Annotated in this window: 10 protein-coding genes; all 10 read right to left on the bottom strand. The window is 65.9% G+C overall.

Annotated elements, in window-relative coordinates:
- Window positions 1–4: 4 nt before the first annotated feature.
- Window positions 5–1,348, bottom strand: coding sequence for a dimethylsulfonioproprionate lyase DddP (gene dddP / locus IG169_RS12290; RefSeq protein ID WP_193176503.1), 1,344 nt, complete (start codon window positions 1,346–1,348; stop codon window positions 5–7).
- Between the two features lie 617 nt (window positions 1,349–1,965).
- A complete protein-coding gene (gene murB, locus IG169_RS12285) occupies window positions 1,966–2,937 on the bottom strand; it encodes a UDP-N-acetylmuramate dehydrogenase (protein WP_193176502.1) in 972 nt (323 codons plus the stop codon).
- Complete coding sequence (gene murC, locus IG169_RS12280) at window positions 2,934–4,346, bottom strand: UDP-N-acetylmuramate--L-alanine ligase (RefSeq protein ID WP_193176501.1); 1,413 nt, start codon at window positions 4,344–4,346, stop codon at window positions 2,934–2,936. The genes murB and murC overlap by 4 nt, the downstream gene beginning before the upstream one ends.
- A gap of 26 nt (window positions 4,347–4,372) precedes the next feature.
- Window positions 4,373–5,491: an undecaprenyldiphospho-muramoylpentapeptide beta-N-acetylglucosaminyltransferase gene (gene murG, locus IG169_RS12275; RefSeq protein ID WP_193176500.1), complete on the bottom strand. Its 1,119-nt coding sequence runs from the start codon at window positions 5,489–5,491 to the stop codon at window positions 4,373–4,375.
- Between the two features lie 8 nt (window positions 5,492–5,499).
- Window positions 5,500–6,654, bottom strand: coding sequence for a putative lipid II flippase FtsW (gene ftsW, locus IG169_RS12270; protein WP_193176499.1), 1,155 nt, complete (start codon window positions 6,652–6,654; stop codon window positions 5,500–5,502).
- Complete coding sequence (murD, locus tag IG169_RS12265) at window positions 6,654–8,009, bottom strand: UDP-N-acetylmuramoyl-L-alanine--D-glutamate ligase (protein WP_193176498.1); 1,356 nt, start codon at window positions 8,007–8,009, stop codon at window positions 6,654–6,656. Before murD ends, ftsW begins: the two co-directional genes overlap by 1 nt.
- The gene (gene mraY, locus IG169_RS12260; protein ID WP_193176497.1) at window positions 8,006–9,088 is read right to left on the bottom strand and encodes a phospho-N-acetylmuramoyl-pentapeptide-transferase; all 1,083 of its coding nucleotides are present in this window, start codon (window positions 9,086–9,088) and stop codon (window positions 8,006–8,008) included. Before mraY ends, murD begins: the two co-directional genes overlap by 4 nt.
- A gap of 48 nt (window positions 9,089–9,136) precedes the next feature.
- Window positions 9,137–10,555: a UDP-N-acetylmuramoylalanyl-D-glutamyl-2,6-diaminopimelate--D-alanyl-D-alanine ligase gene (locus IG169_RS12255; RefSeq protein ID WP_193176597.1), complete on the bottom strand. Its 1,419-nt coding sequence runs from the start codon at window positions 10,553–10,555 to the stop codon at window positions 9,137–9,139.
- A gap of 26 nt (window positions 10,556–10,581) precedes the next feature.
- Entirely contained in the window at window positions 10,582–12,039 is a 1,458-nt protein-coding gene (locus IG169_RS12250; protein ID WP_193176496.1) for a UDP-N-acetylmuramoyl-L-alanyl-D-glutamate--2,6-diaminopimelate ligase, read from the bottom strand.
- A 46-nt stretch (window positions 12,040–12,085) separates the two neighbouring features.
- Window positions 12,086–13,771 carry a peptidoglycan D,D-transpeptidase FtsI family protein gene (locus IG169_RS12245; RefSeq protein WP_193176495.1) on the bottom strand — a complete coding sequence of 562 codons (1,686 nt, stop codon included), beginning with the start codon at window positions 13,769–13,771 and terminating at the stop codon, window positions 12,086–12,088.
- Between the last annotated feature and the right edge of the window lies 1 nt (window position 13,772).

The following is a 13,772-nucleotide window of genomic DNA, read 5'->3' as shown; positions in this document are numbered from 1 at the left end:
CCGCCTATCCCAGCAGCTTCGCGTCGAAGGGATAGGACGACAGGTTCTCGAAACCGGTCTCCGTGATCAGCACCTGGTCCTCGAGCTTGACCCCGTCGCGGCCGCCGACGACGCCGCAATAGGCCTCCACGCACAGCGCCATCCCGGGGCTGATTTCATAGTCGTAGGCGCCCTCGATGAAATCCTCCGGGTAGTAGATCGACGGGAACTCGTCGCAGAGCCCGACGCCATGCGCCATCACGCCGTAGCGCTGCGCCCGGTATTCCTCCGGCAGCGGTTTGCCCAAATGCGTCAGCTCGGAAAATGTGACGCCCGGTTTCAGCAGCTGCATGTTCGACATGATGTGATCATGCGCATCGCGGTAGATACGCTTCTGTTCGGCGCCCGGTTCGCCATCGCCGACGAACCATGTCCGCGACATGTCGCAGCACATGCCGTAGGGCCCGATCAGGTCGGTGTCGAAGGCGAGCAGGTCGCCCGCCTCCAGCTTGCGCGGGCCTGCTTCCTGGAACCACGGATTGGTGCGCGGCCCCGACGACAGAATGCGCGTCTCGATCCATTCCCCGCCGCGCTTGATGTTTTCCGCATGCAGGATCGCCCACAGCTCGGTCTCGGCGATGCCGGGGCGGCATTCCTTTTCCATTTCCGCCATCGCGATCTCGCAGGTCGCGATCGCGCAGCGCATTGCGTTGATCTCGTCCTCGCTCTTGATCAGCCGCGCGTGCTCCATCACCTCCTGGCCGCTGAAGATCTCCAGCCCCAGCCTTTGCAGCGCGAAGGCCCCGTGCAGTTCCATCTTGTCGATGGCGATGCGCCGGTTGCGCCCGGCATGCACGCGCATCAGGTCGTCGACCTCCGCCGCAAACGCCGCCGCGATTTCGTCTTCCCGGTCGCCGGCGACGAAATAGAACATGGCCGCGCCGGACCGGATCTCACGGATCAGCGGCAGATGCGCCGACAGATGCTCGCAGCGCTTGTAGTCCCACAGCACCATGTAGCCGTCCGCGCTGACGAAGACGGCGCGCGACGGATTGTGCGCGATCCACAGATGCATGTTGGAGGAGTCGCAGGCGTAGCGGATGTTGAGCGGGTCGAACAGCAGGACGCCGCCGAGATCGCGCCTGCGCAGTTCGGCGGCGGTCCGTTCCAGCCGCGTCTGGCGCATGCGTTCCAGGTTCGGCGCCGCGATGCCGAGCTCGGCCCATTCGCGAAAGGCCAGTTCCGTCGGCCCGATCTCGATGCGGTCCGGATTGTCGGGCGAACCGTCCGGCTTCAGGAATTGCGTCGCGCGCCGGCGCGACGGATCGATCTTCCGGTTGGAACTGGTGAATGGTCTGACCGCATCCATCGGCATTGCCCCCGCACGAACGGAAGGGATTTCGCGCCGGAAATCGGAAAATGTCGATTTCCGAAAGCGTCAGAACCTGTGCCGAAAGCGGCGTCGCGCAAGAGAACATTGCAAGAGGCCTGTGAACAACGGGGACACCGGGGACAACTGGATCATGTCGCTGGACAATCCGCGCCGTCGAACCGACACTGATCCCACTGCAGCCCGGGAAAGGCAGACACTGCCAGCAGAAGACGCCCGGACCGGAACGAGCTGCAGCCCATGCGAAAAGCCTGGCGGCTCCCTGCGGGGAAATGCTCGGGCGGATCGATCAACATGGGACGCACCGGATACGGCGTGGACCGGAAACGGGACATGAACGGCTGGTGCAACCGGTAAAGTGGCGAACGGCGGTTTGTACCGTAACGCCAGCGCGGCGAAGGGGCTTTCGGGTTCCAGGGCAGCGCGCCCGGAAGGTTCGTTAGAATCCGAAGGGTCAACATCGGTCGGGACGACGGTGGATGTCGGAAGCTTTCGGGTGGACGATAAAAGCTGGAAAACCCGATCAGATGCAGGGAGGCGGCGACCGAGGTCACCGCCTTCTTTCGTTTTGGGCCCCGAAAAGCACCCGGCGGGCTCTAAAGCATCCGCCCCATGAATTCCTGGACCGCCTGCCCCGGCCTGAACAGGCCGATGCGCTTGATTTCCCATTCGAGACGAACGCCGGACCTCTCCAGCACACGGGCGCGCACGATCTCGCCCAGCGTTTCCAGGTCGTGGCTTGTCGCCGCGCCCATATTGATCATGAAATTGCAGTGCATCGGGCTCATCTGCGCGCCGCCGATCTGCAATCCCCGGCATCCCGCCTTGTCGACTTCCTTCCAGGCCGAGGTTCCTTCGGGGTTCTTGAAGGTCGATCCGCCGGTCTTTTCCCTGATCGGCTGCACCGTCTCGCGGTGATGCTGCACGGCATCCATCTCCGCCTTGATCGTGTCGCGGTCCTCGCGATACCCCTCGAACAGCGCCCCGGTGAAGATCAGGTCCTTCGGCGCCGACGAATGCCGGTAGCCGTAGCCCATCTCGTCGTTCGAAAGCGTGCGCCTGTTGCCCTTCCGGTCGACGGCATGGACCTCCACGACGCGCTCGCGCGTCTCGACGCCGTTGGCGCCGGCGTTCATCCTGAGCGCCCCGCCGATGCTGCCCGGGATGCCGTGATAGAAGTGAAAGCCGCCGATGCCCGCCTCCAGCGCCACCGCCGCGAGACGCTTGTCCGGGATCGCCGAGCCGGCGCGGATCTGCGTGTCGGAGACCGCTTCGGCCTCGCCGAAGCCCTTGGCAGACAGCCGGATCACGACGCCGGGAATGCCGCCGTCGCGCACCAGGAGGTTCGAGCCGACGCCGACCACGGTGACGGGAACATCTTCGGGCAGGGCCTTGAGAAACGCCGCCAGGTCGTCCTCGTCGGCGGGCTGGAACAGCAGTTCCGCCGGGCCGCCGGTGCGGAACCAGGTGATCTGGTCCATCGGCGCGTTCGGCGTCAGCCGGCCGCGAATGCCGTCGAGCTTGCCCGACAGACGCGCCAGCAGTGCCTCTCCGTCGATTGCCGTCATGGCGCCGCTTCGCCCCCGAGTTCCTTCGGCAGCGCATAGGCCCATTGCGTGATGTTGCCGGCGCCCAGAAAGATGACGAAATCGCCCGGTTTCGCGATCTCGCGGATGATCGGCGCGATTGCCTCCGGCCCGTCGATCAGCCGCGCGTCGCGGTGTCCGCCGGCCTTCATCCGCGATACGAGCTCGGCCGCGCCGACACCCTCGATCGGCTGTTCGCCCGCCGGATAGACCGGCGCCACCAGCACCGTTTCCGCCTCGTTGAAGCAGGCGGCGAAATCGTCGAACAGGTCATGCAGGCGCGAGTAGCGATGCGGCTGCATCACCGCGATCACGCGCCCGTCGCCAGCGGCATCCCGCGCCGCGTGCAGCACCGCCTTTATCTCGACCGGATGGTGGCCGTAATCGTCGAAGATCCGCACCCCGTTCCAGGTCCCGGTCGGCGTGAAGCGCCGCTTCACCCCGCCGAACGACAACAGGCCGCGCTTGATGCTTTCGGCATCCATGCCGAGCTCATGCGCCACCGCGATCGCCGCCGTCGCATTGGCGACGTTGTGGCGGCCCGGCATCGGCAGCCGCAGGTCCCTGATTTCGGTCACCGCACCGCTCTTGCGGTCGCGGATGGTCACGTCGAACACCGACGTCGCGCCGTCCATGCGGTGATTGGAGAAGCGCACATCCGCCTGCGGGTTCTCGCCATAGGTGACAATCCGCCGGTCGTGGATGCGCGACACCAGCGCCTGCACTTCCGGATGGTCGATGCACATCACGCCGAACCCGTAGAACGGCACGTTCTCGACGAATTGCGCGAACGCCTCGCGCACCTTGTCGAAGGAGCCGTAGTGGTCGAGATGTTCGGGGTCGATATTGGTCACCACGGCGACGTCGGCCGGCAGCTTCAGGAAGGTGCCGTCGCTTTCGTCGGCCTCCACCACCATCCACTCGCCCGCACCCATGCGCGCATTGGTGCCATAGGCGTTGATGATGCCGCCATTGATCACCGTCGGGTCGAGGCCGCCGGCGTCGAGCAGCGTCGCCACCATCGATGTCGTCGTCGTCTTGCCATGCGTGCCGCCGATCGCGACCGCGTTGCGGAAGCGCATGATTTCGGCCAGCATCTCGGCGCGCCGCACGATCGGCAGGAACTTTTCCCTTGCCGCCACGAGTTCGGGATTGTCGCGCCTGATCGCCGTCGACACGACGACGACTTCCGCGTCGCCGAGATTGTCGGCGGAGTGGCCGACGAAGACCTCGATGCCCTTGGCGCGCAGGCGCTGCACATTGGCGTTGTCTGCCTGGTCGGATCCCTGCACCTTGTGGCCCAGATTGTGCAGCACCTCGGCGATGCCGCTCATGCCGATGCCGCCGATTCCGACGAAATGCACAAGGCCGATATTCTGCGGCATTTTCATGGGATTTGCGTCCTGTATGAGTTTTTTCAGCCAGCCTTGAAGGCGGCAACGGTCCGGCCCGAGGCAATAGCCTCTACCAGATCGGCAAGCAAGGCGGTGGCATTGGGCTTGCCCACCCGGCGCGCGGCCTCGGCCATCTGTTCGAGCCGGTCCGGATTTTCCAGAAGCTCGAGAAGAAGCACACTCAGCGACGCCGCGTCGAGATCGGCCTGGCGGCGCACCAGCGCGCCGCCCGCTGCCTCCAGCGCGGCTGCATTCGCCGCCTGGTCGTGGTCGAGCGCATAGGGATAGGGAACGAGGATCGCCGGCCGGCCGATCGCCGCGATCTCGGAGACAGTGGACGCTCCCGACCGCGACATCACGAGATGAGCGATGGCGATACGCTCCGGCAGGTCGTCGAAGAACGGAGCGACCTCGGCGGAGACGCCCAGTTCCGCATATTGCACCTTGACCCGGCCCTCGTCTTCCGGCCGCGCCTGCTGCGTGATCCGCAGCCGGGCGCGCATCGGAGCGGGCAGTTTCGCGATCGCGTCGGGAACGCAGTCGGAAAAGAACCGCGCGCCCTGGCTGCCGCCGAAAACGGCGAGCCGCAACAGGCCGTCGCGTTCCGGTTTTTCATAGGGCAGCTTCGCCGCCTCGATCACCGCCGGCCGGACGGGATTGCCGGTCTCGACTATTCTGTCGGCCAGGGGGCCTTCGGCTTTCAGGAATCCGCCGGCGATCGCGGTCACCCGGCCGGACAGCATCTTGTTGGCGCGGCCCATCACCGCATTCTGTTCGTGAATGACCGTCGGGAACGCGCCGGACGCCGAGACCAGCGGCGGCACGGTCGGATAGCCGCCGAAGCCGACCACGGCCTTCGGCTTCAGGATGCGCAGCAGCGCGCTCGACTGGCGAAATCCCTTGAACAGCGTCCACGCGGCGGCAATCAGCTTCAGCGGGTTCTTGCCCGACGGCGTCGCCGACTGGATGACGTGCCACCGGTCCTCGGGAAAACGCTCGGCATAGCGCGCGGCCCGCTCGTCGGTCGCAAGCGGCACATCCCAGCCGCGCGCCTTCAGCTCATGCGCCAGCGCCTCCGCCGGAAACAGATGGCCGCCGGTGCCGCCGGCGGAAATGAGAATCGTGCCTTTCGTCTCCGTCATGGGCGCGCCTATGATGCGGGCTGGAACCGCGATGCGGCGTGGAACTGCACCCGCCCGGCCCGGCTTTCCGGCCTGCGCCGGGTTAGTGCCAGCAGCATCCCGGCCGTCAGCGCCACGGCGATCATCGACGACCCGCCGTAGGAAACGAAGGGCAGCGTCATGCCCTTGGCCGGCATCAGCTGCAGGTTCACGGCGATGTTGATGGTCGACTGCAGCCCGATCAGGATCACCAGTCCGCTGATCGCGAAACGCTGGAACGGGTCCTGGTCGCGCATCGCCTTGAGTAGGCCGCGCAGGACGATGAAGGCGAACACCGCGACGAGTACGCTGCACAGGATGATGCCGTATTCCTCGGCGAGGACGGAAAAGACGAAATCGGTGTGGCTGTCGGGCAGGATCCGCTTCACGGTGCCCTCGCCCGGCCCCTTTCCGAGCCAGCCGCCACCGATGATCGCCTCGCGCCCGGTATCGACCTGGTAGGTGTCGCCCTCCCCGGTCAGGAACCGGTTGATGCGCCCGGCGACGTGCGGGAAGACGAAATAGGCGCCCAGCATGCCCGTGCCGGCGACCCCGCCCAGAACCACGATCCACAGCCACGACAGGCCGGCAATGAAGAACATCGCGCCCCATGTGCCCGCCAGCAGCACGGTCTGGCCGAGATCGGGCTGGGCCACCAGCAGCGCGGCCATCGCGCCGAACATGATCATCGCGATCAGGCTGCCGGGGATTTCCGGCCGCCGCTTCGACTCCGCGAACAGCCAGGCGCACAGGATGACGAAGGCCGGTTTCATGAATTCCGACGGCTGCAGCGAAAGGCCGAGAAGACGCACCCAGCGCCGCGATCCCTTGACCTCGACGCCGAAGAACAGCGCCATGATCATCAGCACCACCGATATGACAAGCACAATAAGCGCCAAGCGCCGGATCTGCCGCGGATTGAGGAAGGACACCCCGATCATCACGGCCAGCGCCGGGATGAGGAACAGCGCGTGCCGCTCGACGAAGTGATAGGTGTTGAGCCCGATACGGTCGGCGACCGAGGGGCTGGCGGCAAACGACAACACGACGCCGAACCCGATCAGCACGATGAACGCCGCGAGAAACCAGCGGTCGATCGTCCGCCACCATTCGGCGACTGCGCTGCGGTCACTGCGGTTGTACATTATGCGTCGCTCCCCGGTTCCCCTGTTGTCGAAGCCTCGATTCCATTCAATGCCATGACGGCATTAACAAAGGCTTCACCACGTTTCTCGAAGTTCCTGAACTGGTCGAAACTGGCCGCCGCCGGCGCCAGCAGCACCACCGGTTCCGCCGCGCCGGACGCCGCCGCATCGGCCGCCGCATGGGCGACCGCCTTGTCGAGCGTGCCGGAGATTTCGTAAGCGACCGCCTCGCCCAGCGTCGCCGCGAAGGCGGGCGCGGCCTCGCCGATCAGATAGGCCTTCGCGATGCGGGGAAACAACGGCCGGAGCGCCTCGATCCCGCCTTCCTTCGGCAGCCCGCCGGCGATCCAGTGGATCGCATCGAAGCTCGACAGCGACTTTTCCGCCGCATCGGCATTCGTCGCCTTGGAATCGTTGACGAAGGCGACGCGTCCGCGCCGCGCGACGATCTGCATGCGGTGGGCAAGGCCCGGAAAACTGTCCAGACCGGCAGCGATCTCGCCCTGCGTCAGCCCGAAAGCCCGGCATGCGGCGGCGGCGGCGAGCGCGTTCTGCAGATTGTGGTCGCCGCGCAGCGACGGCGCGTTCGACAGGTCGAGGCCCTGTCCGCCGCCTGTCACCGAGATGGTCTCGATGCGCGCCGCGTCGTTTTCGAGCCCGATGGCGATGCGGCGCGAATAGTCGTCGTCGATGCCGCAAACCGCATAATCCGCGCCCTGCAGCAGCCGCGCCTTGATCGCCGCGTAATGTTCCATCGTTCCGTGCCGGTCGAGATGGTCCGGCGACAGGTTGAGCAGCACGCCGATGCTCGGATCGAGCGAGGGCGCGAGATCGATCTGGTAGGAGGAGCATTCGACGACGTGGTAACGGTGCGACGCGGGCGGCTCCAGGGCGAGGATCGGCGTGCCGATATTGCCGCCGAGTTGCACGTCGCGCGTCGCCGCGCGCAGGATATGGGCGATCAGCGCCGTCGTCGTCGATTTGCCGTTGGTGCCGGTGATCGCCACGAAGGGCGAATCCGGCGCCAATATGCGGCGCTCGCGGCAGAACAGTTCCACGTCGCCGATGATCTCGACGCCCGCCGCATGCGCGAGATCGACCGACCAGTGCGGCTTCGGATGGGTCAGCGGCACGCCGGGCGAGAGCACGAGGCTGGCGGCGGACCCCCAGTCGAAACCGCGCAGGTCGCCGACGGGAAGGCCCTCGGCCTTTGCCTTGTCCACGCTTTCCGGATTGTCGTCCCAGCAGGTAAGTTCCGCCCCACCGGCGATCAGCGCGCGCGCCGTCACCAGTCCGGAACCGCCCAGCCCGAACAGCGCGACGCGTTTTCCCCTGGCGGTCGTGACGGGGATCATCTGAGCTTCAGCGTCGACAGGCCGACCAGCGCGAGAATGACCGCGATGATCCAGAACCGGATGACGATCTGGCTCTCGGTCCAGCCCTTCTTCTCGTAGTGGTGGTGGATCGGCGCCATCAGGAACACCCGCCGCCCCGTCGCCTTGAAATAGCCGACCTGGATGATCACCGACAGCGCCTCGACGACGAACAGCCCGCCGATGATCGCCATGACGATCTCGTGCTTGGTCGCCACCGCGACCGTCCCGATCAGCCCGCCAAGCGCCAGCGACCCGGTGTCGCCCATGAAGATGGCCGCCGGAGGCGCGTTGAACCACAGGAAGCCGAGGCCGGCGCCGATCACCGCGCCCAGCACGACGGAGAGTTCGCCCGTGCCGGGCACGAAATGGATCTGCAGATATTCGGCGAAGATGGCGTTGCCCGACAGATAGGCGATCACCCCGAAGGACGACGCCGCGATCATGATCGGCACGATCGCCAGCCCGTCGAGCCCGTCGGTGAGGTTCACCGCATTGCCGGCGCCGACGACGACGAAGGCGCCGAACGGGATGAAGAACCAGCCGAGATCGAGGATCCAGTCCTTGAAGAACGGAAAGGTCAGGCTCGAGGAGAACGGCGGATTTCCGGCGCGCATGATGGCATAGGTCGCCATGCCGGCGATCACGAACTCGATGCCGAGCCGCGCCTTGCCGGAAAAGCCCTTGTCGCTCTGCTTCGTCACTTTCAGATAGTCGTCGTAAAGCCCGATCAGCCCGAAACCGAGCGTCACCAGCAGCACGATCCAGACATAGATGCTGGTGAGATTTCCCCACAGAAGGATCGAGCCGACGATGCCGCAGAGCATCATCAGCCCGCCCATCGTCGGCGTGCCCGCCTTCTTGAAATGCGTCTGCGGCCCGTCGGCGCGGATCGGCTGGCCCTTGCCCTGGCGGATGCGCAGCGCGGAAATGATCTGCGGCCCGAACAGGAAGACGATGAAGGCGGAGGTGATCAGCGAGGCGCCGGTGCGAAACGTGATGTATCGGAACAGGTTGAAAAGCTGAAATTGCTCGGAAAAATCCGTCAGCCAGTAGAACATGTCGTCAATCCCTCTCCGGCGCCAGGCCGATCCTGCGGAGTTTTTCCCTCACCCGCCCGCGCGGGGATACTTGTCGAGAAACGCCTTCACGATACGCGAAAACCCGATCCCGTTCGATGACTTGACCATGAAGACGTCCCCCGCCTGCGGTGTCGCCATCAGGGATCCGACCAGATCGTCGGCCGATTTTTCGTACTCGCAATAAATGTCGTTCGGCACCTTGTCGGCGAGCGCCCTCATCTCCGGCCCCGCAAGGTAGAGCCGGTCGACGCCGGCGGACACGATCGGATCGGCGAGCCGCTCGTGCAGATCGCGCGAGTGGCGGCCCAGTTCCAGCATGTCGCCGAGAACCGCGATGCGCCGTCCGCGTCTTTCCACCGGTGCGGTGGCGAGCAGGTCCAGCGCCGCCTCCATCGAGGCCGGATTGGCGTTGTAGCTCTCGTCGATCAGCGTGAAGGTGCCGTTGCCCGCCTGCAGCTTGTGGCGCTGGCCGCGCCCCTTCTCCGGTTCCAGCGTCGACAGCGCGTGGCAGGCCTTGGTCATGTCGGCGCCGGAAAGCTTCGCCGCGCCGAGCACGGCGAGCACGTTCTGCACCATGTGCCGGCCGGGCACGCCGATCTTGACGGCGACCTCCTCGTCGAAGACGCGCGCCGTCACCGTCGTGCAGTCGTCGAGATATTTCGCGTTGAGCAGCCGCACCTTGGCGCGGTCATGCGCGCCGAAGCCGTAGATCTTGTCGACGCCGGCCGCCTTGGCCAGTTTCTGCAGCAGGTTGAACTTGCCGTCGTCGCGATTGATCAGCGCCGCGCCGCCGGATGCGATCCCGCCGAAGATTTCCGCCTTGGCATGCGCGATCTCGTTGAGGTCCTTGAAATGGCCGAGATGGGCTGCGGCGATCAGCGTCACGATGGCGATATGCGGCCTGACCAGCTTGACCAGCGGCGTGATCTCGCCGGGATGGTTCATGCCGATCTCGAACACGCCGAACCGGGTGTCGGCAGGCATGCGCGCCAGCGTCAGCGGCACGCCCCAGTGATTGTTGAACGACGCCGCCGAGGCATGCACTTTGCCGGAGGCTTCCAGCACGTGGCGCAGCGCTTCCTTGGTGGTCGTCTTGCCCGCCGATCCCGTCACCGCGATGATCTTGGCCTTCGAGCGCGCCCGCGCCGCCGCCCCCAGCCGCCCGAGCGCGTCGAGCACGTCGGAAACGACCATCATCGGCAGGTTCAGCCGGCCGAGCGCCGGCAGCTTGTTTTCCGAGATGACCAGCACCGACGCGCCCGCGGCCGCCGCCGCCGTCGCGAAATTGTGACCGTCGAAATTCTCGCCCTTGATCGCGAAAAACGCGTCGCCGGGTTGCAGCGTCCGGCTGTCGATGGAAATGCCGGTCACCGCATTTGGCAGTCCGTGGACCGGGCGCGCGCCCATGGCGTCGGCCATGTCCTGGCCGGTCCACAACGGTTCGATGGCGATTGTGTCGGCTGCTTCCTCGTTCACGCCGCGACCTCGCCGATTGCCGTCCGCACTTCTTCGTGGTCGGAGAAATGCACCGTCACGCCCTTTGCCGTCTGGCCGGTCTCGTGACCCTTGCCGGCGATGATCAGCGTGTCGCCCTGCTTAAGCGATGCGATTGCCGTGCGGATCGCCTCGCGCCGGTCGCCGATCTCGGTCGCGCCGGGTGCCGCTTGCAGGATCGCCGCGCGGATGGCGGCGGCTTCCTCGGAACGCGGATTGTCGTCGGTGACGTAGACCCGGTTGGCGAGCCGGCTGGCGATCTCGCCCATGATCGGCCGTTTGCCGGGATCGCGGTCGCCGCCGGCGCCGAAAACCACGACGATCTCGCCGCTGGTGAACGGCCGCACCGACAACAGCACCTGTTCCAGCGCTTCCGGCTTGTGGGCGTAGTCGACATAGACCAGCGCCCCGTTCGGCAGATGCGCAACGAGATCGAGTCGCCCCGGCGCGCCCTCGATCCCTTCCAGCGCCGCGAAGGCATCCGCCGGCCTGACGCCGGTGGCGATCGCCAGTCCCGCCGAAACCAGCGCGTTCGAGACCTGGAATTCGCCCGCCAGCGGCAGCTTGAACAGATAGGTCGCGCCGCCATGGGTCACTTCGACTTCCTGGCGGTAGCGCTCGTGCTCGACGCGTTTCAGGTCGATGAAATCGCCCCTGCGGCCGACGGTCAGCACCTCGAGACCGGCCTTGGCCGCCGCCTCTTCGGCCGCCCGCGAATAGGGATCGTCGGCAAAGATCACCGCCGGGCTACCCTTGGCGAGCAGCGTGTCGAACAATCGAAGCTTGGCGGCGAGATAGTCCTCGACGGTCGGATGGTAATCCAGATGGTCGCGGCCGAGATTGGTGAACGCGCCGGCGGCAAGCTTCACGCCATCGAGCCGGCGCTGGTCGAGCCCGTGGCTGGACGCTTCCATTGCGACATGCGTCGTGCCGGCTTTCGCGAGATCGCGCAGCACGGTGTGCAGCACCACCGGATCGGGTGTCGTCAGCGAGCCCTCGATGGTCAGGTTCGGCGACACCACGCCGGTCGTCCCAATGCTCGCGGCATCGAAGCCGGCATGCGCATAGATCTGTCGGGTGAACGAGGCGACCGAGGTCTTTCCGGCCGTTCCGGTGACGGCGACCACGGTTTCGGGCTGCGGCGCATAGAGCTTCGCCGCAATCAGCGCCAGCGCGCGGCGCGGGTCGTCGCTGCGGATGACGGGAACGGCAAGCTCGCCGACATCGGCGCCGGTCGCGCACAGCACGGCCGCCGCGCCGGCATCCGCCGCCGCCCTGGCGAAGGCCGCGCCGTCGGCCTTGACGCCAGCCAGCGCCACGAACAGGTCGCCCGGCGCAACCTTGCGCGAATCCGCGGTTACGCCGGAAAACTCCACCTCGCCCGCCGGTGTCGCGGCGTCTGCAAATACTTGTCCGTCGAAATCCTGCAAACGCATTGCGAGCCCGGTATCCGTGATTCTGTTTCCTACGCCTGTTTAACCGTCAATACGACACGAGCAAGGCATCATCGCCCTCGCCGAACTCGGGCATCACGCCGAGAAGAGGCGCGGCGCGGCGGATGATGGCGCCCGCGGTCGGCGCCGCGTTGGAGGCCGCCGTCGCGCCCTGGCCGGAACCCGGCACGGGTTTCGGTTCGTCGACCACCACCAGCACGACATAATCAGGGTGGTCGATCGGGAACGAGGCGAGATAGGCGTTGAAGCGCTTGTTGCCGACATAGCGGCCATTGACGACCTTTTCGGCCGTCCCGGTCTTGCCGCCGACGTGATAGCCCTCCACCAGCGCCTGACGCCCGGACCCCTTTTTGCCGTTCAACTCGTACATGTAGCGCATCTCGTCGCTGGTCTTCTGCTTGACCACGCGTTTCGCCAGTTGCATCGCGTCTTCCTGCGTACGCGGCAGGAAGGTCGGCGGGATCAGGTAACCGCCATTCATCAGCGCCGCGGCGGCAACCGCCGTATTCAATGGCGTCGTCGCGACGCCATGGCCGAAGGCGGCCGTCATCGAATTGATCTTCTTCCACTCCTTCGGCTGCGTCGGCATGGCGACCTCCGGCAACTCGGTGTGCAGGCGGCTGAGCAGCCCCATCTTGGTCAGGAAGGCCCTGTGACCCTCGATGCCGATCAGGTCGGCCTCGCGCGCAGACCCGACATTCGAGGAATATTCGAAGATCTCCGGCACGCTGAGCGGACGGTGCTTGGAGTGGAATTCCTTGATCGTGTAACCGCCGACCCGGAACGGACTGGTGTCGAACTTGTCGGTGATCTTCACCTTGCCGGAATCGAGCGCCATCGCCGTGGTGAAGCTCTTGAAGGTCGAGCCCATCTCGTAGACGCCGGCCGACATGCGGTTCAGCCGGTCCTTGTCGAGCGCGTTGTAGGGATTGTTCGGATCGTAATCGGGCAGCGACGCCATGGCGATCACTTCGCCTGTGTGCACGTTCAGGATCACGCCTCCGGCCGCGATCGCCTGGTAGCGCTCGATGGCCGCGGAAAGCTCGTCGCGCATCGCGTATTGCACGCGCTGGTCGATCGAAAGCTTCACCGGCGCGAGATCCGTCCCGACGTCGAGCCCGAGATCCTGCAGCGTGCCGAGGCCCTGGTCGTCGATATATTTTTCCAATCCCGCAATGCCGGCATTGTCGATATTGACGAGGCCGAGAATATGCGACGCGACCGGTCCACCGGGATAGAAGCGGCGCGTTTCGGTGCGGAACCCGATACCCGGAATGCCGAGCGCCAGCACGTCGGCCTGCTGGCGCGGCGTCAGTTCGCGGCGCAGCCAGACGAAACCCGCGCCCGAGGACAGCTTGCGGTGCCACTCCTTGTAATCGACGTCGGGCAGCACCGACGACAGCGCCTCGACGGCCTCGTCGGCGTCGACGATCCGGCGCGGCTCGCCGTAAAGCGAGGCGACGCGGATGTCGGTCGCCATCACGTCGCCATTGCGGTCGACGATATCGGGCCGCGCGGCAAGCGTGCGGTCGTTCGCGATATAGTGGCTGGCGTCGTCCACCTCGGTCATCCCGTACTGCACCAGCCGCGCGCCGATGGCCGCATAGACCATCACGAAGCAGCCGATGGCGATCACCGTGCGCGAGCGCATCTGCGCCGACGGGCTCTCCGATACCGTCTTGCGGGCTTTCCGGAACGGGAACGAACGCGCCATC

It is taken from the genome of Oricola nitratireducens (assembly GCF_014904745.1).
Lineage (GTDB): Bacteria > Pseudomonadota > Alphaproteobacteria > Rhizobiales > Rhizobiaceae > Oricola > Oricola nitratireducens.
The sequence above is the reverse complement of the archived record's forward strand: the minus strand, read 5'-3'. Positions and strand labels throughout refer to the sequence as shown.